Source organism: Pseudomonas prosekii, from assembly GCF_900105155.1.
Taxonomy (GTDB): domain Bacteria; phylum Pseudomonadota; class Gammaproteobacteria; order Pseudomonadales; family Pseudomonadaceae; genus Aquipseudomonas; species Aquipseudomonas prosekii.
Map to the genome: position 1 here is coordinate 220,860 of NZ_LT629762.1, position 19,805 is coordinate 240,664.

A 19,805-nucleotide genomic window follows, 5' to 3' on the forward strand; every position below is an offset into this window, starting at 1 on the left:
CATTTCAAAGAGAAGGACATTCGATGGAAGCGCTCGACCAGCAATTGCACAACCTGCATCAGCACGGTTTGCTGATCCTCACCAACGTCGCCGATGCGGCCGGGGCGCGGCTGGTCGAGCAATTGGGCAGCCAGGCCGTGGCCACCAGCAGCGCCGCGGTGGCTTGGGCCCACGGTTATCAGGACGGCAACACGCTGCCGGTCGAACGCCTGGTGTTGACGGTGGAATCTATCGCGCGGGTGATCCGTGTGCCGTTGACCGTGGACATCGAGGCCGGTTATTCCGATGACCTGACGCGGGTCGCCGAGGTGGTCGATGCGGTGCTCGCGGCCGGTGCAGTGGGCATCAACATCGAGGACGGGGCGTCGTCGCCGCAGGTGCTGGTACGCAAGATCGAAGTCGCCCGGCAAGTGGCTGAACGGCGCGGGGTCAAGCTGTTCATCAACGCGCGCACGGATGTCTATCTCAAAGGCCTGGTGCCTGCCGAGGAGCGTGTCGCCGAAACGCTCAGGCGTGCGGCGCTGTATCAAGCGGCCGGCGCGGACGGCTTGTTCGCGGCCGGAGCGACCGCGGAATACGAAATTGCGGCGATTTGCCAAGGCACCTCACTGCCGGTCAACGTGCTCGGCCTCGCGCATCTACCCGCGCCCGACGTGCTGCAAGCCCTTGGCGTGCGGCGCTTGAGCGCCGGGTCGAGCATCGCCGAATTTCTCTATGGCGCGATGGCTGGGCTGGCGAAAAGCTTCCTCGGAACCGGCAAGCTCGACAGCCGCGATTTGCGCGCGTTGAGTTACGGCGAAGTCAACGCGCTGTTGGGTCCACGTTGAATGGCATGACGGCTATTTATCAGCCCGCCAGCGAGTTTCTCGCATCGATCGATGACGACTGGCGGCGGCATATCGCCGCCGTCGGCCCGTGCCTGCATCAACCGCACCCGGCGCGCGACCCCTATGAATCGCTGGTGCGGGCGATTGCTTATCAGCAACTGCACGCCAAGGCTGGCGATGCGATTGTCGGCCGCTTGCGTGCATTGTTCCCGGCCGATGCATTCCCCAGGCCTGAGCAGATTCTGGCGACTGACTTTGCGCAGATGCGCAGTTGCGGGTTTTCCGCGAGCAAGATTGCAACCATCCAAGGCATCGCCCAGGCAACGCTGGACGGCGTGGTGCCGGATTACCCGACGGCGCTGGCGATGGACGATGAAGCGCTGATAGAGCGGCTAATCACCTTGCGCGGAGTGGGCCGCTGGACCGTGGAGATGCTGCTGATCTACAGCCTGGAGCGCCCGGACATCCTGCCGGCGGATGACTTCGGCGTGCGCGAGGGCTATCGGCGCATGAAGGGCCTGGAGGTGCAGCCAACCCGCAAACAGATGATCGAAATCGGCCTGGACTGGTCGCCTTACCGGACAGTCGCAGCGTGGTACCTGTGGCGAGTGCCGGCCAGGTAGACCGCGTTATCGTTGTTCGCGAGCAGGCTCACTCCTACATTTGATTGGTGTTGGGCACGTAACTTCCGGGCAGCGCAAATTACCTATGGGAGCGAGCTTGCTCGCGAAAGCGGCGTGTCAGCCAGCGTTATTGTTGGATGTGCCGCAGCTATCGCGAGCAAGCTCGCTCCCACATTTGGATTTTTGTACATCTGAGAGAAAGGGGTTGGCTGGTAGAGAGCTATCGCGAGCAGGCTCACTCCTACAGGGATTGCGCACAGCCGCGGGAACAGGTCGGCTATCAGGCCGCCTCGCGGCGCTTTTGCGGTGCCCGCCCCCTCGTGAGGCCGAGCGCAGGTTCTGCGCAGTGGGCAACCCGGCAAGGATGCCGGGTTAGCCGCCCCCGGCCAGGGATGGCCGATGGCGGCGGGCCCACGGCGCAGGACCGGAGCGAGGGCATGCCGAGCCACGGCGAGGCACCGAACGAAAGGGGCAAGAGCGCTTTGGTTACTTTCGCGCTTCTCGAAAGTGACTCGCTGTAAAAGCGAAACCAACAGCAGCCGTGACCGCAGAAATGGATATGTACATCCGACAAGAACAGGCTGGCTGATAGAAAGCTATCGCGAGCAGGCTCGCTCCTACAGGGATTTTTGTGCGTACGGGTGGCGACGGGCGACGCGATTCTGGTGCCGGTGGAAAATCGCTGAGGGTCTAGGCTGTCTTGGGTCGATCAAGCACAGTCGGAGGTTTCCATGCAGCTCGAAGGTTCCTGCCATTGCGGCGCGGTATCGTTCGATTTGACCAGCGCCCATCCCTATCCGTATCAGCGTTGTTATTGCTCGATCTGTCGCAAGACCCAGGGCGGTGGCGGCTACGCGATCAACATCAGCGGCGATGCCAACAGCCTGAAAGTGCGCGGGCGCAAACACATCGCGATCTACCATGCGCGGCTCAAGGAGGACGGCGCCAAACGCGCGCATCCCAGCAGCGCCGAGCGGCATTTCTGCTCGGTGTGCGGCAGCGGTTTGTGGCTGTTCAGCCCGGAGTGGCCGGAGCTGATTCACCCGTTCGCCTCGGCCATCGATACCCCGCTGCCAGTGCCGCCGGAGCACACGCATTTGATGTTGGGTTCGAAGGCGCCGTGGGTCGAAGCCAATGTGCAGCCCAAGGACAAGGAATTTGATGTTTACCCTGAGGAGTCAATTGCGCAGTGGCATGAGCGGTTGGGTCTGACTCGCTGATACTCGGCAAAGAGCTGCCCACAAACCCTGTGCACTTAGAGCGCGTTCTGGCGTCAGCGCGCCGAATGATGATCCTTCCCACGCAGAGCGCAGGAACGATCAGTTCAATTAAACGCAGGTCAGGCGGCGATTGGCACGCCGCTGTGGAAACGGAATTCCACGTCCGGCGATTCGATCAATTCCTGCTCGGCCGCGCGCACGCGCTCGATGACTTGGGCGATGTCCTTGGCGTCACCGTACTGGTAAGCCAGCTTCAGATAACCCTGGAAATGCCGCGCCTCGCTTTTCAGCAGGCCGAAATAGAATTTGCCCAACTCTTCATCCAGATGCGGCACCAGCGCCTCGAAACGCTCGCAACTGCGCGCCTCGATAAATGCCCCCACCACCAGCGTATCCACCAGCTTCACCGGCTCGTGGCTGCGCACCACTTTGCGCAGGCCCGAGGCATAACGCCCGGCGGACAGCTGGCGCAGCTCGATCTTGCGTTTTTTCATCAGGCGCATGACTTGCTCGTGGTGCACCAGTTCTTCCCGGGCCAGGCGCGACATCAGGTTGATCAGATCGACGTGGGAATGGTACTTGGCGATCAGGCTCAACGCCGTGCTGGCGGCCTTGAATTCGCAGTTCTTGTGGTCGATCAGCAAAGTGTCCTGATCGGCCAGCGCGGCCTGGACCCAGCCGTCAGGGGTGCGGCAGCCGAGGAACTCGTGAATTTCGGGAAGGATCATGGGGCTCACGGATAAATGGTTGAAACGAAGGGCGCCGATTATACCGGCCTGCCCGCAGACCACCAGTCGCTGCCGTTGATATGCATCAAGTCCCGTGTTGGCGGGCAGCAACTATAGTTGTCCAACGCAATGCCTTTCACTTTCTGGAGATCGCGCTCATGCAAGCCATTCGCAGCATCCTGGTGGTCATCGAACCGTCCCCGGACGAAAGCCTGGCGCTGCGGCGCGCCAAACTGATTGCGGGCGTGACCCAGGCGCATTTGCATTTGCTGGTGTGCGACAAGAAGCATGATCATTCCGACCACCTGCGCGAGCTCAAGCAAACCGCGCAGGAAGAAGGCTACAGCGTCACCACCGAGCAGGCGTGGAACGAGAGCCTGCACGAAACCATCGTCGATGTGCAGCAAGCCGAGGGCTGCGGACTGGTGATCAAACAGCACTACCCCGACAGCCCGCTCAAAAAGGCCCTGCTGACCCCGGCCGACTGGAAACTGCTGCGCTACTGCCCGACCCCGGTGTTGCTGGTCAAAACCGCCAAACCGTGGACCGGCGGAGTGATTCTGGCAGCCATCGACGTCGGCAATACGGATGGCGAACACCGCACGCTGCACGCGTGCATCGTCGATCACGGCTACGACATTGCGAGTCTTGCCAAGGCGAAATTGCATGTGATCAGCGCCCATCCATCACCAATGCTGTCGGCGACTGACCCGACGCTGCAACTCAGCGAAACCATTCAGGCGCGCTATCGCGAGCAGTGCAAGGCGTTCCAGGCCGAATTCGATATCGACGACGATCACCTGCATATCGAAGAAGGTCCGGCGGATGTGCTGATTCCGTTCATGGTGCACAAACTGCAGGCTGTAGTGACCGTGATCGGCACGGTAGCTCGCTCGGGATTGTCCGGGGCGTTGATCGGCAATACCGCGGAAGTGGTGCTGGATGCGGTGGAGAGCGATGTGCTGGTGCTGAAACCGGACACGATCATGGATCATCTGGAGGAGATCGTGGCGCAGCATTGAGATTGCAGCGTCTGACGGGGCGCCTTCGCGGGCAAGCCTCGCTCCCACAGGTATGTGTTGATCACAAATGTTGTGAACGCCACAAATCCAAGGTGGGAGCGAGCTTGCTCGCGATGCTTTCAGCCACCGAACGCGTCCTTGAGGAACCCCGGGGCGATATAACGCTGGTAATGCGCCTCCGACAGCAGAAAAAACTCCCGATCGATGGCGTCGCGCAATTCCGGCAGGTTCCAGTCGCGAAACTCCGGCATCAGCACCATCCCGTAAGCCTCCAGATTATTGATGACCCGCGCTCCGCGAGCGATCAACTGATAGGCCCAGCAATATTCCGACTGATGCGGCACAAAGCGGATCTTGCGCTGTTCGAGCTGCAAGCGCAGGCGCTGCGGGTCGAACACTTCGAGCTTGCTCGCCATCACCTGCGACAACAATTGCTCCAGCCTCAGCCACACCGCGCGTTTTTCCTCCTCGTTGTAACCATTCCAATTGATCACTTCATGGTGAAAACGCTTGCAGCCACGGCACACCAAGTCACCGTAAACGGTGGAACAGAGGCCGACGCAGGGGGTTTTGATGGTCTGATTGGGCATAGGTAGGCAAAACACGGGAAAGCAGAACAGGTCGGCATGTTAGCCCTTTGTCTAACATTCATCACCCCTCAAAGTTCGGGGGCTAACTTACGTTTATATTTTTTTTGCCGTAGAATCAGCCAGCCTTTTAAGGCGCCAATGTCCGTTTGAAGCTGTTTTCAAAGCGTCACGAGCACAGTCGTTCCTTCAGAGCGGTGTTGGCGAAGGGTTTTTCCAGCGGGGAAAAGCTCTACGCCAACCCTCATCAGCTCCCCGTTCTGCAGGCGTAAAACTTTGAAAGCAGCTTCTGTAAGGAATTGCCGGTAATTCTGGCTAAGTGGCCCACAACGCCATGCAGCGCATGAGTACGGCAATTTCGGGATGAGCGTCCCGGACACCCATTTGGGACCACTGATGAGGGTAATAACTGTGCTTGAAGCCTACCGCAAACATATCGAAGAGCGTGCAGCACTGGGTATTGTTCCCCAGCCGCTAAACGCCGAACAAACTGCAGGCCTGGTCGAGCTGCTGAAGAATCCCCCGGCTGGCGAAGAAGCTTTCCTCGTCGACCTGATCACCAATCGCATTCCACCTGGCGTGGACGAAGCAGCCTATGTAAAGGCCGGTTTCCTGTCCGCCCTGGCCAAGGGCGAAGCAACCTCCCCTCTGATCGACAAAAAACGCGCTGTTGAACTGCTCGGCACCATGCAGGGCGGCTACAACATCGTGACTCTGGTTGACCTGCTCGACGACGCCGTACTGGCCCCGGTCGCTGCCGCTCAACTCAAGCACACCCTGCTGATGTTCGACGCGTTCCACGACGTGGCGGAAAAAGCCAAGAACGGCAACGAACACGCCAAAGGCGTTTTGCAGTCCTGGGCTGACGGCGAGTGGTTCAAAAACCGTCCGACCCTGGCCGACAAGATCAGCCTGCGCGTGTTCAAGGTCACCGGCGAAACCAACACCGACGACCTCTCCCCTGCCCCGGACGCCTGGTCCCGCCCGGACATCCCGCTGCACGCCCTGGCCATGCTGAAAATGGCCCGCGAAGGCATCGTGCCTGACGTACAGGGTGTTACCGGCCCGATGAAGCAGATCGAAGAAATGCGCGGTCAAGGCTTCCCGATCGCCTACGTCGGTGACGTGGTCGGTACCGGTTCGTCGCGTAAATCGGCAACCAACTCGGTGCTGTGGTTCTTCGGCGACGACGTTCCGCACGTGCCGAACAAGCGTGCCGGCGGTTTCTGCTTCGGCAGCAAAATCGCTCCGATCTTCTACAACACCATGGAAGATGCCGGCGCACTGCCAATCGAGTTCGACGTCACCAACATGAACATGGGCGACGTGATCGACCTGTACCCGCATGCTGGCAAAGTCTGCAAACACGGCACCGACGAAGTCCTGACCACCTTCGAAATGAAGACGCCAGTGCTGTTGGACGAAGTGCGTGCCGGCGGCCGTATCCCGCTGATCATCGGTCGCGGCTTGACCGACAAGGCACGTGCCGAGCTGGGCCTGGGCCCAACCGACCTGTTCAAACTGCCTGAAGCACCTGTCGACACTGGCAAGGGTTTCACCCTGGCACAGAAAATGGTCGGCAAGGCGTGCGGTCTGCCGGAAGGCAAAGGTGTGCGTCCTGGCACCTACTGCGAACCGAAAATGACCACCGTCGGCTCCCAGGACACCACTGGTCCAATGACCCGTGATGAACTGAAAGACCTGGCGTGCCTGGGCTTCTCGACCGATCTGGTGATGCAGTCTTTCTGCCACACCGCGGCCTATCCAAAGCCGATCGACGTGACCACCCACCACACCCTGCCAGACTTCATCATGACCCGCGGCGGCGTTTCCCTGCGTCCGGGCGACGGCATCATCCACTCGTGGCTGAACCGCATGCTGCTGCCTGACACTGTCGGCACCGGTGGTGACTCGCACACCCGTTTCCCGATGGGCATTTCGTTCCCGGCCGGCTCCGGTCTGGTAGCATTTGCTGCAGCCACCGGCGTTATGCCGCTGGACATGCCGGAATCGATCCTGGTGCGCTTCAAAGGCAAAATGCAACCGGGCGTTACCCTGCGTGACCTGGTTCACGCGATTCCTTACTTCGCGATTCAGGCTGGCCTGCTGACCGTCGAGAAGAAAGGCAAGAAGAACGCTTTCTCGGGTCGCATCCTGGAAATCGAAGGCCTGGACAACCTGAGCATCGAGCAAGCTTTCGAGCTGTCCGACGCCTCGGCTGAACGTTCGGCTGCCGGTTGCACGATCAAGCTGTCGAAAGAGTCGATCACCGAATACCTGAACTCCAACATCACGCTGCTGCGCTGGATGATCGGTGAAGGTTATGGCGATCCACGTACGCTGGAACGTCGCGCTCAAGCGATGGAAGCCTGGGTTGCCAACCCTGAGCTGATGGTTGCCGATGCTGACGCCGAATACGCTGAAATCATCGAAATCGATCTGGCCGACATCAAAGAGCCTGTGCTCTGCGCGCCAAACGATCCGGACGACGCCCGTCTGCTGTCCAGCGTTGCTGGCGAGAAGATCGACGAAGTGTTTATCGGTTCGTGCATGACCAACATTGGTCACTTCCGCGCTGCCGGCAAGTTGCTGGATCAAGTCAAAGGTCAGCTTCCAACCCGTCTGTGGCTGTCGCCGCCGACCAAAATGGACGCTCACCAGTTGACCGAGGAAGGCTACTACGGCATCTACGGCAAGGCTGGCGCGCGCATGGAAATGCCGGGCTGCTCGCTGTGCATGGGTAACCAGGCACGTGTTGAGCCGAATTCGACTGTGGTGTCGACGTCGACCCGTAACTTCCCGAACCGTCTGGGCGATGGCGCGAACGTTTACCTGGCCTCGGCCGAGTTGGCGTCTGTGGCTTCGATTCTGGGTCGTTTGCCGACTGTTGAGGAGTACATGGAGTACGCTGGCAAGATCGATAGCATGGCGGCTGATGTTTACCGTTATCTGTCTTTCGATCAGATTGCGGAGTTCCGCGAGGCTGCTGCGAACGCAAATATTCCGGTGGTTCAGGCTTAAGGGTTTTATGTATTAAGCCTTTGAGTTGAAAGACGCCGCGTGTCGAGAGATGCGCGGCGTTTTTTTTGGCTTTTTTTGTGTGGGGTGCATATCCGTTATTTGGGTGATGGCGGGGTTGAATGTGCGCAGGTACATCGCCATCGCGAGCAGGCTCACTCCTACATTCAGGCTGAGTACATCCGTGAAACGCGGTTGGCTGTCAGGACGCCTTCGCGGGCAAGCCTCGCTCCTACAGGGGTTTGGCGTCACTACGCAGCCGAAGACACAAAAATCCTAGGCAAAAAAAACGGCCGACCCACAATCGGGTCAGCCGTTATCACTTCATAAAAGCAAAGCGCAGCAATCAAGCACTCAGCGAATAAATCAACGCCGAAATCGCCACCAGGCCCACGGCCGTCACAAACACATTCGACGCCTGCCCACGATACCGCGCCATCGCCGGCACCTTGCGAATCGCATACATCGGCATCAAAAACAGAATCGCCGCAATAATCGGCCCGCCCAGCGTCTCGATCATCCCCAGAATGCTCGGGTTCCACGTCGCAACAATCCAGCAGACCACCAACATGAACGCCGCCGTCATGCGGTCCAGTGCCTTGGGCGAAGGACGCTTGCCGCTCTTCACGATCAGCCCCTTCAGACCTTCGCTGGCGCCAATGTAGTGCCCGAGGAACGACTTCGAAATCGCCACAAAGGCAATCAACGGCGCCGCAAACGCGATCGTCGGATTGCTGAAATGGTTAGCCAGGTACGACAGGATCGACAAATTCTGCGCTTTCGCCTCAGCCAACTGCGCCGGCGACAGCGTCAGCACGCAACTGAACACAAAGAACAACACCATCACCACCATCAACGCATGGGCGCGCGACAGGATCTGCGAGCTGCGCTCCTCGGCGTGTTCACCGTAACGACGCTTCTGGTCCACGGCGAACGCCGAGATGATCGGCGAGTGGTTGAACGAAAACACCATCACCGGGATCGCCAGCCACAACGTGTGCAGCAGCGCCGATGGCTCAGGCAGGGTCGAAGCGGTGCTGAGGATGCCGCCGTTCCAGTGCGGAATCAGGAACACGGCCAAAAACAGCAGCGCGACGATAAACGGATAAACCATCAGGCTCATGGCTTTGACGATCACCTGCTCGCCGCAGCGCACCACCGCAAGCAAACCGAGGATCAGCACAAACGACAGCACCACCCGCGGCGGCGGCGTGATGTGCAGTTGGTGTTCGAGGAAACTGCCGACGGTGTTGGTCAGCGCCACGCTGTAGATCAGCAGGATCGGGAAGATCGCGAAGAAGTACAGCAAGGTGATCAGCGCGCCAGCCTTGATGCCGAAATGCTCTTCAACCACCTCGGTGATGTCGGCGCCTTCGCGGCCGGACAACACAAAACGGGTCAGGCCACGGTGTGCGTAGAACGTCATCGGGAACGCCAGCACTGCCAGCACCAGCAACGGCCAGAAGCCGCCCAGGCCCGCATTGATCGGCAAAAACAAGGTGCCCGCCCCGATCGCCGTGCCAAACAGGCCCAGCATCCAGGTGGTGTCATGGCGATTCCAGCTTTCGAGCGTCGCTGGTTTCGCCGCTACATAGCGTTCGTCGACGCTATTGGCCTGATCATTCATCCGGTGGGATCTCCGCATTCCGGTCAGTTGCTACCCGACCAGGACGAGTCGGAAAAACCCGACAGGCAGCGCCCTGATCGAAACAGGGGCGCGATTGTCCGGGATTAACGAGCAGAAGCAAAGACTTAGCTGAGGAGCGGTTGTGCGGATCAGATGCCTACAGCGCCGCAAGCCCCTGCGGGAGCGCGCTTGCTCGCGATGACCGTGGGTCAGTCGAGAGTGATTTCGCAGGTGAGGACGCCATCGCGAGCAGGCGCACTCCTACAGGGTTATTCAGTGTTGGGGGGGCGTGTATTTCGTCTGCCGGACTAATCTGACGCTTGATAAAGGTTCATCGTCATGTATTTTTAACCCACCGACCTCTTTACACCTGTGAGCCGCTGATGCCTCGAGTCTCCCGCAAGCAAGCCGACCTCAACCGCGAAATCATCGTCGAGGCCGCCACGCGGCTGTTCCGCGAGCGTGGCTTGCACGGCATCAGCGTCGTTGACGTGATGGGCGCCGCCGGCCTGACCCACGGCGGCTTTTATGGCCACTTCGAGTCCAAGGAAGCCCTGGCGCGCGAGGCCGGTGGCCGGGCGTTCAAGCAGTCTGCCGAGCGCTGGAACGCGCGAATCGCCGAGCACGACAACAAGGACCAGGCACGCCGTTCCCTGATCAATCCTTACCTGTCCGCCACCAGCCGCGACAATCCCGGCGACAGCTGCCCGGTGGTCGCCTTCGCCGGCGACATGTGCCACGAAGCGGCCGACAGCGGTTTGCGCCAGACCTTCCTCGATGGCCTCAACCGATTGCTGCAATCCTACGGCTCGCTGATCGACGCGGGCGACGCCGCGCAGAATCGGCGCCAGGCGCTGGTCGATTACTCGCTGATGGTCGGCGCCCTGACCCTCGCCCGCGCCACCCGTGGCGACGCCCTGTCCGACGAAATCCTCGAAGCGGCACGCACGTTTTTGACCAAGGAAGCCCCGTCGCCAAACCCGTGACACATCGCAGCAAAGCGTATTCGCGATGGCGTCCTCAGGTTAGTCATCGCCAGCAAGCTGTGCTCCCACAGGTTTTCGCGGGTGCGCGTTCCGGCGATCTGCAAGGGCATGGCCTATCCTCTTTGGTGATTGCCAAACCGCTCTTGAGTCAGCAATCTGAAAGCACTTTCGAGTTTCCGACCTCGGCGCCCACAGGAGCCCAGCATGACTGCAACCGTTCTGGTATTGGTTGAAACGATTAATGACTACCTGCCGATTCTCGAACGTCAGGGCTTTCACCTGATTCTGGCGCCGACGCCCGCCGAGCGCGCCCAGGCCATTGACACCTATGGCGCGCGCATCGACGCGGTGCTGACGCGTGGTCCGCTGGGTTTGTACGCTGACGAGATCGCCGCCCTGCCCGCCCTCAAAATCATCTGCGTGATCGGTGCCGGTTACGAGCATGTCGACCTGCAAGCGGCCAGCGACCGTGGGGTTACCGTGACCAACGGCGCCGGGGTCAACGCCTCGTCGGTGGCGGATCACGCGATGGCGTTGCTGCTGGCGCTGGTGCGCGATATCCCACGGGCCGACGCCGCCGTGCGCCGTGGCGAATGGCCGAAAATCATGCGTCCGTCGCTGGCCGGCAAACGCCTGGGCATTCTCGGTCTGGGCGCGGTCGGCATGGCCATCGCTCAGCGTGCGGCAAATGGCTTCGACATGAGCGTCAGTTACCACAACCGCCAGCACCGCAGCCACGTGCCGTACAGCTACTGCTCGACGCCGACCGAACTGGCGCGGGCCTCGGACTTTTTGATCGTCGCGACGCCCGGCGGGCTGGCCACGCAACATTTGATCAACCGCCAAGTGCTGGAGGCGCTGGGGCCGGACGGCTTTCTGGTGAATATCGCGCGGGCCAGTGTGGTGGCCACGGCGGATTTGATCAGCGCGCTGGAACAACGGCGAATCGGTGGCGCCGCACTCGACGTCTACGACCATGAACCGCAAGTGCCGGATGCGCTGAAGACGCTGGCCAACGTGATCCTGACCCCCCACGTGGCCGGGCTGTCGCCGGAAGCGACGCAGGGCACGGTGGAGCTGGTGGGGAAAAACCTCGTGGCGTTCTTCGCGGGTGAACCGGTGCTGACGCCGATTACGCTACCGACCACGCTGGTCAGCCGGATGGGCTAGACCTGCCTGCACTGTCTCTTACCATCAATAGACAACCCTGTGGGAGCGAGCTTGCTCGCGATAGCGTCGGTTCAGCCGAGATGAATGGTGGCTGGCAGGACGCTATCGCGAGCAAGCTCGCTCCCACATGGGTTCTCTGGTGGTCTGTAGGCTGCCGTTCAAACCCGCCATCCCCGCGCATCAGGAACGCTGATTATCCGGCAACACGCTAACCTATAAGACCGGGCCGAGCTTGTGGCACGCCCGTCTCAGCATTAGATTAGCCAATGATGTCTGGCCTCCAAAATAAGCAGAAGGGATAAGCATGGCGCTTACTGACCAGTCCACCCGTATCCGCTCCGGCGAAGAACTCGATGCCAGCCTGATCGATCCCTACCTCAAGGCGCATATTCCGGGCCTGAGCGGCACCCCGCAGATCAGCCAGTTTCCTGGCGGCGCGTCGAACCTCACCTACTTGCTCGAATACCCGCAACAGGAATTTGTCCTGCGTCGCCCGCCGTTCGGCCACAAAGCCAAGTCCGCCCACGACATGGGCCGCGAGTTCCGCATTCTCAATCAGCTCAAGGACGGCTTTCCGTACTGCCCAAAAGCCTATGTGCACTGCACCGACGAAACAGTGATCGGCGCCGAGTTCTATGTGATGGAACGGGTCAACGGCATCATCCTGCGCTCGGAACTGCCGCCGGAACTGAATCTCGATTCGGCGAAAACCGAAGCACTGTGCAAGAGCTTTATCGACAAGTTCGTCGAGCTGCATCAGGTCGACTACACCGCGTGCGGCCTCGCCGACCTGGGTAAACCGCAAGGCTACGTCGCTCGTCAGATCAAGGGCTGGAGCGAGCGCTACGAGAAAGCCCTGACCCCCGATGCGCCGCAGTGGGAAGCGGTGAAAGCCTGGCTCAACGAGAAAATGCCGGCCGACCACCCGACCTCAAGCATCGTCCATAACGACTACCGCTTCGACAACGTGATCCTCGACCCGCACAACCCGATGCAAATCATCGGCGTGCTCGATTGGGAACTGACCACCCTCGGCGATCCGTTGATGGATTTGGGCAACACCCTCGCCTACTGGATCGAGGCCGACGACCCGGCGCCGGTGCAACTGATGCGTCGCCAGCCGAGCCACGCACCGGGCATGCTGACCCGCCGCGAGTTCGTCGACTATTACGCCGCGCGCGCCGGTATTCAGATCGACAATTTCGACTTCTATTACACCTACGGCCTGTTCCGTCTCGCCGGGATTGTCCAGCAGATCTACTACCGCTTCTTCCATGGCCAGACCCAGGACAAACGCTTCGCGCAGTTCATTCACATGAACAAACTGCTGGAGCAGATGAGTTTGCAGGTCATCCAGAAATCCAGCCTTTGATAGCAAGACGATCCGCAGGAACCAGGCTTGCCGGCGAACCAGACGCTGCGGTGTATTGATAAAGCCGCGTCATCGTTGTTCGCCGGCAAGACTGGCGCCTGAAAATATCCGGCCTATAACAAGGAAATCCCATGTCCAAGACTCAGTTGTTCGACCTCGACGGCAAGATCGCTTTCGTCTCCGGCGCCAGCCGTGGCATTGGTGAAGCCATCGCCAAACTGCTGGCCCAGCAAGGCGCGCACGTCATCGTTTCGAGCCGCAAAATCGACGGCTGCCAACACGTCGCCGACGCGATCATCGCCGCTGGCGGCAAAGCCACTGCGATTGCTTGCCACATCGGCGAGATGGAACAGATCAGCCAAGTCTTCGCGACCATTCGCGAACAATTTGGACGCCTGGATATTCTGGTCAACAACGCGGCGACCAACCCGCAGTTCTGCAACGTGCTGGACACCGACCTCGGGGCGTTCCAGAAGACTGTCGACGTGAACATTCGCGGCTACTTCTTCATGTCGGTCGAAGCCGGCAAGCTGATGCGCGACAACGGTGGCGGCAGCATCATCAACGTGGCTTCGATCAACGGCATTTCACCGGGAGTTTTCCAGGGCATCTACTCGGTGACCAAAGCTGCGGTAATCAACATGACCAAAGTGTTCGCCAAGGAATGCGCGCAGTTCGGCATCCGCTGCAACGCCCTGCTGCCGGGCCTGACCGACACCAAATTCGCCTCGGCGCTGGTGAAAAACGACGCGATCCTGAAGACTGCGCTGCAGCAGATTCCGCTGAAACGCGTGGCGGATCCGAGCGAAATGGCCGGCGCGGTGTTGTACCTGGCGAGCGATGCGTCCAGCTACACGACCGGTGTTTCGCTGAACGTGGATGGCGGGTTTCTGTCCTGACGCGGCGCCGGTAACACGAAAAAAGGCAGCCGACCATGGCTGCCTTTTTACTTTGCTCGCGAAGAACCTTTGGTCCTGTGGCGAGGGGGCTTGCCCCCGTAAGGGCGCGAAGCGGCCGTCAATGGTCGTACGACTGCTGCGCGGCCGAACGGGGGCAAGCCCCCTCGCCACAAAAGCTCAGGCGCTACTGCGTCACGCACCGCGTGGTTGTGGTCACTCGCGTTACCTGGCCGTCGGCGCGTACATCGCCGAGCACGTCGGTTTTGTCCTGGGTTTCGCAGGTGCGTTCAGGAGGTGGCGGTGGTGCTGCGGGGGGTGGCGGTGGAGGACTGGCGCAACCACTCAAGATGATTGCGCAGAATACGAGCGACAGCGGCGTGAACGACCGTTTCCCAAGACTCTTCATAGGCTGACCTGCGGTGGCTGATCGGGGGTTTTTCCGCGACACGGAAAATAAATACCACGCATTTCTTATAGCCCAGCCGCCGGGCAATGCCAGAAGATCAGAATTTTCCCGATCCCTGTAGGAGCAGAGCTTGCTCGCGAAGGCGGCGTGTCAGCCTGTATTTCCGTCGTCTGACACGCCGCTATCGCGAGCAAGCTTTGCTCCTACAGGTGAGTCCGAGAAGCTCTGCTCCTACAGGTTGGTTATTGCTTACATTTTTTCAGAGCGATGCAAACTATTGCTTTCGAGCTCATAGCGCAGCTCTTCAATCAACGCGACCACCGCTTCCGGCGTGCGCAAATTCGCCGCACTCAACCCGCTGACCACCAGATCCACCTGACCCGACGCCGGGTGGTAGAGCTTGACCGTCAAGGAGTTGTCCCCAGTGAGCGCACAATCACAAGCCAGCGGCGCAAAGCTACGCTCCAGTTGAGCACGCAACTGCGTTAGATAAATCATTCCGGGTCACCCGACCAACACTGCAAAATCGAACACACCATTGAACGGTTGCTGATCCATGTAGCTGTTCCTCTGTCTGTTTCGAAAATGCGCTTTCGCAGCGACGCGACATCCCGCCGCAGGCTCTACCGCACCTTCCCAGATTACGAACTGCGCCACCCGGCCAGAACCCGCATTTGCCCCCTTGCGCCTAGTGCATTTGCACCCTAACGCTGCGCCTTGGGCCGCCACTCGCTGGCGAACAACCCGCGCTCGCGCGCCCAGACAATCGCCTCACTGCGGCTGTGCACATCAAGCTTGGAATACACCGTCGAAACGTGGTTGCGCACCGTGTTCAGCGCCAGTTTCAGGCGCGCGGCGATTTCCTTGTCGGCCAGGCCTTCGCAGATCAAGCCGAGCACATCGCGCTCGCGTGCGGTCAGGTCGGTGAACGACACGCTAGGCAGTTTCGGCGAATTGACGCTCTTCACATTGGCGAGTTTCTCGATCAGCGTGCGGCTGAACCACGAAGCGTCTTTCATCACTTCTTCGATTGCCGCCACCAACTCGACTTCAGTGCGTTTGCGTTCGGTGATGTCCATCAACACCAGCAGATAACACGGGCTGTCCTGAATGTTCACGGTGTCGGCCGAAACGTTGCACTCGATCAGCTCGCCGCCCTTTTTGCGAATGCGCACGTCGACGCGATCCAGTTTGCCGGCCTTTTCCAGCGCGGCGAACAGGCGCGTGCGGGTGCCGGAGTCATCGATAAAGTCGATTTCCTCAACGGTTTTACCGAGCACTTCTTCGCTCGGATACCCGAGGGTTTCCAGGAACGCGTCGTTGACGTCGATCACCAGTTCATTCTCGGCGCCGCACACCAGCGTCGGCATCGGCGTCAAGCGAAACGCCTTGGCAAAGCGCTCCTCGCTCTGGCGCAAGGCCAGTTCGACCTTGTGCCGCGGTTCCATGTCGACGAAGGAAAACAACATGCACGCTTCTTCGTTGAGCTCCAGCGGCTGGCCGGCGACGATCACCTGTTTATTGCCACGCTCGGGCAGTTTTAGTTCGGCCTGCATCTGCGGAATCGTTGTGTGCTGGCGCAGGCGTTCGATGGCCAAATCGCGTTTTTCGGCGCCGTCGAGGATGTCCAGCTCATACGTGGAAACGCCGATCACCTGATCGCGGGTATAGCCGGTCATTTCGAGGAAACCCTGATTGACCTTGATATAGCGCAAATCACTCAGGCGACAGATCACCGCCGGCGCCGGGTTGGCGTTGAAGGTCTTCTCGAAACGCTGCTCGGCGCTGGCCCACTCGGTGACATCGCTCATGATCAGCACCAGCGATTCCACCTGCCCGGCGCTGTCGGTCAATTGCATGCTGCGCACGTTGTGCACCCACAGGCTTTCTTCATCGTCGCTCGGCGTTACTTCCACCAACACATCGCTGAAAACCTCGCCACCGGCGATTCGATTGATCGGGTAGCTTTCGGTCGGCACAGGATGATTGTTGCGATAGCGCAAGTTGAAGCGCTTGGCGTATTCCTTGGCATTCGCCCCGAGCTGGTTGACCCGGCTGACCCCATGCATGGCCAGCGCCGCGTCGTTGGCCCAGAGAATGGTCTGATCCAGTTCGAGCAAAATCACCCCGTCGGACAAACCGGCGATGATCTGCTGCAACTGACGACGATTGGTTTCGGTGGTCAGGACGTCCTGGCTCATTGGCTCTCCACAAAATGGCGGCGGCGCTCTGCGGCACCGCCCTGTGAAGATTACGACCGCACGGGTTTGCGATAGTGCTGCGCGAAGTTGACCTGCTGATCAGGCCGCCAATTGTCCGCTGGCGATCGCCGCCGACGCCGCCAGCATTGCCCGCAACAACACCGCGCAACCGGCCGCGAGATCATCCGGTGCGGCGTTTTCGATTTCGTTGTGGCTGATGCCGCCCTCGCACGGGACGAAGATCATCCCGGCCGGGCCGAGTTCGGCGAGGAAAATCGCGTCGTGCCCGGCGCCGCTGACGATGTCCATGTGCGACAGGCCCAAACCGTGGGCGGCGTCGCGGACCGCATCGACGCAGCCCTTGTCGAAGTACAGCGGCGGGAAGTCGGCGGTCGGGGTCAGTTCGAAGGTCAGGCCGTGGGCCTCGCAGGTGGTTTCGATGACTTCGCGCACTTCGGCGATCATCGAGTCGAGGCGCGCCGGTTCCAGGTGCCGGAAGTCGAGGGTCATGCGCACTTCACCGGGAATCACGTTGCGCGAGCCGGGGTAGGCTTGCAGGCAGCCGACCGTGCCACAGGCGTGCGGTTGGTGGCTGAGGGCGGCGCGATTGACCGCGCCGACGATAATCGCCGCGCCGACCAGGGCATCCTTGCGCAAGTGCATCGGCGTCGGCCCGGCGTGGGCTTCGACGCCGCGCAGTTTCAGGTCGAACCATTTTTGCCCGAGTGCGCCCATCACCACGCCGATGGTTTTGTGTTCGTCTTCGAGGATCGGGCCTTGTTCGATGTGTGCTTCGAAATAGGCACCGACCGCGTGGCCGCTGACCTTGCGCGGCCCGGCGTAACCGATGGCGTTCAGCGCGTCGCCGACCGTGACGCCATCGACGTCGACTTTGGCCAGGGTTTCTTCGAGGGTGAATTTTTCCGCAAACACCCCGGAGCCCATCATGCACGGCGGAAAACGGGAGCCTTCTTCGTTGGTCCAGACCACCACTTCCAGCGGCGCCTCGGTTTCGATGCCGAGGTCATTGAGGGTGCGCAACACCTCGACTCCGGCGAGCACGCCGAAGCAGCCGTCGAACTTGCCGCCAGTGGGTTGGGTGTCGATATGGCTGCCGGTCATCACTGGTGGCAGGTCGGGATTGCGACCGGGACGGCGGGCGAAGATATTGCCGATGCCATCGACCGTCACGGTGCAGCCGGCCTCCTCGCACCAATTGACGAAAATGTCCCGGGCCTGGCGGTCGAGGTCGGTCAGGGCCAACCGACAAACACCGCCCTTGACCGTGGCGCCCAGCTTGGCCAGTTCCATGAGCGACTGCCACAAGCGGTCGCGGTTGATGTGCTGATGGGTGGATTGCAGAACGTCTACGGCTGCGTTCATGGTGATCTCCTCAGGCTGTTCTTATGGGTTTCTTCAGGTAGTTCTTTGGTGTGTTCGAGGCCGTCTTCGCGGGCAAGCCTCGCTCCCACAAGGGACTGCACGAACCTGTAGGAGCGAGGCTTGCCCGCGAAGAGGCGAGCAATCACACCGATGACTTCGCAACAGACGGGCTGGTCCGCATCGAGCACAACCCGTAATAAATCACCCCGCCCAGCGCCGAACCGGTAAACCAGCCGTAGCTGTAGAACCAGCTGAACGCATCGCTCCCAAGCGACAGCAGGGTCAGCACCACCGGCACGCCGAAGGCGATAAAACCGAACCAGTTCCACGCTGGATACACGTCATCGCGGTACAGCCCGGCGAGGTCCAGTTGCTGTTTCTTGATCAGGAAATAATCCACCACCATGATCCCGGCGATTGGCCCGAGCAGGCTGGAATAGCCGAGCAGCCAGTTCGAATAAACCGTCTCCAGGCTGACCTCGGAAACGATCCAGCCAAGTTTTTTCAGCAACTCGTGGCCCATCAGCAGCAGCCCGACCACACCGGTCAGCAACACCGCTTTGGTGCGGTTGATGACCTTGGGCGCGATGTTCTGGAAGTCGTTGGTCGGCGAGACAATGTTCGCTGCGGTGTTGGTCGAAAGCGTCGCAATGATGATCAACGCCATCGCCACCGCGACCCACACCGGGCTCTGGATATGCCCGATCAGGCTGACCGGATCCGACACGGTCACGCCGACCAGTTTCACCGACGCGGCAGTCATCACCACGCCAAGAGCGGCGAACAGGAACATGGTCAGTGGCAAGCCGAAAATCTGCCCGAGAATCTGGTCCTTCTGACTTTTCGCGTAACGGCTGAAGTCCGGGATGTTCAGCGACAACGTCGCCCAGAACCCGACCATCGCCGTCAGCCCGGCGGCGAAGTAACTGACCACGCTTGCACCTTCAGGGCGCTTCGGCGGAATCGCCAACAGTTCGGTCATCGACACGTTGGGCATCGCCCACACCAGCAGGCCGATGCCGACCGCCACCAGCAGCGGCGCGGAGAGGGTTTCCAGCCATTTGATCGACTCGGCCCCGCGCAGCACCACCCACAGGTTCAGCGCCCAGAACGCCATGAAACCGATCACCTCGCCGGTGCCGCCGAGCGACTTCCAGCCGTCGAAAATCGAGCCGAGAAACAGGTGAATCGCCAGGCCACCGAACATCGTCTGAATGCCGAACCAGCCACACGCCACCAATGCCCGGATCAGGCACGGTACGTTGGAGCCGAGGATGCCGAACGAGGAGCGCAGCAACACTGGAAACGGGATGCCGTACTTGGTGCCGGCGAAGGCATTGAGGGTCAGCGGGATCAGCACAATGAGGTTGGCAAACAGGATCGCCAGCAGCGCCTCGCCGACGCTCAAGCCGAAATACGCGGTGAGCACGCCGCCAAGGGTGTAGGTCGGCACGCAAATCGACATGCCGATCCACAGCGCGGTGATGTGCCACTTGTTCCAGGTTCGTTCGTGCACCTTGGTCGGTGCCATGTCGTGGTTGTAACGAGGACTGTCGAGGACGTCGGTGCCGGCTTCGAGCTCGAACAAGCCGTCGCGCTCGGTCACTTGCGATCTGATCTGTTGCATGGCCGCTCCACTTTCTTTGAATTATTTTTTGCTCATCAGGGGCCGGCGCTTGCTCGCGCCAACCGACGATGGCCGGAGGAACTGACAACTTTTACGGACCGGCCAAGGT

Annotated in this window: 16 protein-coding genes; 9 read left to right on the top strand and 7 right to left on the bottom strand. The window is 60.4% G+C overall.

What is annotated here, in order from left to right:
- Positions 1-23 precede the first annotated feature (23 nt).
- From BLU01_RS01010 to BLU01_RS01020, 3 genes are all read left to right on the top strand, one after another.
- Complete coding sequence (locus tag BLU01_RS01010; RefSeq protein ID WP_092269596.1) at positions 24-827, top strand: isocitrate lyase/PEP mutase family protein; 804 nt, start codon at positions 24-26, stop codon at positions 825-827.
- A gap of 5 nt (positions 828-832) precedes the next feature.
- The gene (locus tag BLU01_RS01015) at positions 833-1,450 is read left to right on the top strand and encodes a DNA-3-methyladenine glycosylase family protein (protein WP_092269598.1); all 618 of its coding nucleotides are present in this window, start codon (positions 833-835) and stop codon (positions 1,448-1,450) included.
- Between the two features lie 731 nt (positions 1,451-2,181).
- The gene (locus tag BLU01_RS01020) at positions 2,182-2,670 is read left to right on the top strand and encodes a GFA family protein (RefSeq protein WP_092269601.1); all 489 of its coding nucleotides are present in this window, start codon (positions 2,182-2,184) and stop codon (positions 2,668-2,670) included.
- Between the two features lie 119 nt (positions 2,671-2,789).
- On the opposite strand, the gene miaE is transcribed toward BLU01_RS01020, so the two are convergent.
- Entirely contained in the window at positions 2,790-3,398 is a 609-nt protein-coding gene (gene miaE / locus BLU01_RS01025; RefSeq protein ID WP_092269604.1) for a tRNA-(ms[2]io[6]A)-hydroxylase, read from the bottom strand.
- Between the two features lie 158 nt (positions 3,399-3,556).
- Here miaE and BLU01_RS01030 point away from each other — a divergent pair, with 158 nt between their 5' ends.
- Complete coding sequence (locus tag BLU01_RS01030) at positions 3,557-4,420, top strand: universal stress protein (RefSeq protein ID WP_092269607.1); 864 nt, start codon at positions 3,557-3,559, stop codon at positions 4,418-4,420.
- A 119-nt stretch (positions 4,421-4,539) separates the two neighbouring features.
- Here BLU01_RS01030 and BLU01_RS01035 read toward each other — a convergent pair whose 3' ends face one another.
- The gene (locus tag BLU01_RS01035) at positions 4,540-5,010 is read right to left on the bottom strand and encodes a DUF1289 domain-containing protein (protein WP_008028699.1); all 471 of its coding nucleotides are present in this window, start codon (positions 5,008-5,010) and stop codon (positions 4,540-4,542) included.
- 408 nt (positions 5,011-5,418) lie between these two features.
- On the opposite strand from BLU01_RS01035, the gene acnB reads away from it, so the two are divergent.
- Positions 5,419-8,028 carry a bifunctional aconitate hydratase 2/2-methylisocitrate dehydratase gene (gene acnB, locus BLU01_RS01040; RefSeq protein WP_092269610.1) on the top strand — a complete coding sequence of 870 codons (2,610 nt, stop codon included), beginning with the start codon at positions 5,419-5,421 and terminating at the stop codon, positions 8,026-8,028.
- Between the two features lie 343 nt (positions 8,029-8,371).
- Here the strand turns inward: acnB and BLU01_RS01045 are convergent, their stop codons facing one another.
- The gene (locus BLU01_RS01045) at positions 8,372-9,652 is read right to left on the bottom strand and encodes an HAAAP family serine/threonine permease (protein WP_092269612.1); all 1,281 of its coding nucleotides are present in this window, start codon (positions 9,650-9,652) and stop codon (positions 8,372-8,374) included.
- Positions 9,653-10,035: 383 nt separating this feature from the next.
- On the opposite strand from BLU01_RS01045, the gene BLU01_RS01050 reads away from it, so the two are divergent.
- The 4 genes from BLU01_RS01050 to BLU01_RS01065 all read left to right on the top strand — a co-directional run bounded on the left by BLU01_RS01050 (position 10,036) and on the right by BLU01_RS01065 (position 14,079).
- Entirely contained in the window at positions 10,036-10,638 is a 603-nt protein-coding gene (locus BLU01_RS01050) for a TetR/AcrR family transcriptional regulator (protein ID WP_092269615.1), read from the top strand.
- Between the two features lie 204 nt (positions 10,639-10,842).
- On the top strand, positions 10,843-11,808 hold the full coding sequence (locus BLU01_RS01055) for a 2-hydroxyacid dehydrogenase (RefSeq protein ID WP_092269617.1): 966 nt from the start codon (positions 10,843-10,845) through the stop codon (positions 11,806-11,808).
- Positions 11,809-12,112: 304 nt separating this feature from the next.
- Positions 12,113-13,180 carry a phosphotransferase family protein gene (locus BLU01_RS01060; RefSeq protein WP_092269620.1) on the top strand — a complete coding sequence of 356 codons (1,068 nt, stop codon included), beginning with the start codon at positions 12,113-12,115 and terminating at the stop codon, positions 13,178-13,180.
- A 131-nt stretch (positions 13,181-13,311) separates the two neighbouring features.
- Positions 13,312-14,079, top strand: coding sequence for an SDR family oxidoreductase (locus tag BLU01_RS01065; protein ID WP_092269623.1), 768 nt, complete (start codon positions 13,312-13,314; stop codon positions 14,077-14,079).
- Between the two features lie 655 nt (positions 14,080-14,734).
- On the opposite strand, the gene BLU01_RS01070 is transcribed toward BLU01_RS01065, so the two are convergent.
- From BLU01_RS01070 to BLU01_RS01085, 4 genes are all read right to left on the bottom strand, one after another.
- On the bottom strand, positions 14,735-14,983 hold the full coding sequence (locus BLU01_RS01070) for a DUF1652 domain-containing protein (RefSeq protein WP_092269626.1): 249 nt from the start codon (positions 14,981-14,983) through the stop codon (positions 14,735-14,737).
- A 206-nt stretch (positions 14,984-15,189) separates the two neighbouring features.
- Entirely contained in the window at positions 15,190-16,686 is a 1,497-nt protein-coding gene (locus BLU01_RS01075) for a helix-turn-helix transcriptional regulator (RefSeq protein WP_092269629.1), read from the bottom strand.
- A gap of 99 nt (positions 16,687-16,785) precedes the next feature.
- The gene (locus BLU01_RS01080; RefSeq protein ID WP_092269632.1) at positions 16,786-18,069 is read right to left on the bottom strand and encodes a Zn-dependent hydrolase; all 1,284 of its coding nucleotides are present in this window, start codon (positions 18,067-18,069) and stop codon (positions 16,786-16,788) included.
- Between the two features lie 142 nt (positions 18,070-18,211).
- Positions 18,212-19,696 (bottom strand): NCS1 family nucleobase:cation symporter-1, encoded by a 1,485-nt coding sequence (locus BLU01_RS01085; RefSeq protein ID WP_092269634.1) that lies wholly within the window; start codon positions 19,694-19,696, stop codon positions 18,212-18,214.
- Between the last annotated feature and the right edge of the window lie 109 nt (positions 19,697-19,805).

Bases quoted from the DNA above. Each gene is read 5' to 3' on its own strand.
- BLU01_RS01010 (WP_092269596.1), top strand. From the start codon at position 24: ATGGAAGCGCTCGACCAGCAATTGCACAACCTGCATCAGCACGGTTTG.
- BLU01_RS01015 (WP_092269598.1), top strand. From the start codon at position 833: ATGACGGCTATTTATCAGCCCGCCAGCGAGTTTCTCGCATCGATCGAT.
- BLU01_RS01020 (WP_092269601.1), top strand. From the start codon at position 2,182: ATGCAGCTCGAAGGTTCCTGCCATTGCGGCGCGGTATCGTTCGATTTG.
- miaE (WP_092269604.1), bottom strand. From the start codon at position 3,398: ATGATCCTTCCCGAAATTCACGAGTTCCTCGGCTGCCGCACCCCTGAC.
- BLU01_RS01030 (WP_092269607.1), top strand. From the start codon at position 3,557: ATGCAAGCCATTCGCAGCATCCTGGTGGTCATCGAACCGTCCCCGGAC.
- BLU01_RS01035 (WP_008028699.1), bottom strand. From the start codon at position 5,010: ATGCCCAATCAGACCATCAAAACCCCCTGCGTCGGCCTCTGTTCCACC.
- BLU01_RS01045 (WP_092269612.1), bottom strand. From the start codon at position 9,652: ATGAATGATCAGGCCAATAGCGTCGACGAACGCTATGTAGCGGCGAAA.
- BLU01_RS01050 (WP_092269615.1), top strand. From the start codon at position 10,036: ATGCCTCGAGTCTCCCGCAAGCAAGCCGACCTCAACCGCGAAATCATC.
- BLU01_RS01055 (WP_092269617.1), top strand. From the start codon at position 10,843: ATGACTGCAACCGTTCTGGTATTGGTTGAAACGATTAATGACTACCTG.
- BLU01_RS01060 (WP_092269620.1), top strand. From the start codon at position 12,113: ATGGCGCTTACTGACCAGTCCACCCGTATCCGCTCCGGCGAAGAACTC.
- BLU01_RS01065 (WP_092269623.1), top strand. From the start codon at position 13,312: ATGTCCAAGACTCAGTTGTTCGACCTCGACGGCAAGATCGCTTTCGTC.
- BLU01_RS01070 (WP_092269626.1), bottom strand. From the start codon at position 14,983: ATGATTTATCTAACGCAGTTGCGTGCTCAACTGGAGCGTAGCTTTGCG.
- BLU01_RS01075 (WP_092269629.1), bottom strand. From the start codon at position 16,686: ATGAGCCAGGACGTCCTGACCACCGAAACCAATCGTCGTCAGTTGCAG.
- BLU01_RS01080 (WP_092269632.1), bottom strand. From the start codon at position 18,069: ATGAACGCAGCCGTAGACGTTCTGCAATCCACCCATCAGCACATCAAC.
- BLU01_RS01085 (WP_092269634.1), bottom strand. From the start codon at position 19,696: ATGCAACAGATCAGATCGCAAGTGACCGAGCGCGACGGCTTGTTCGAG.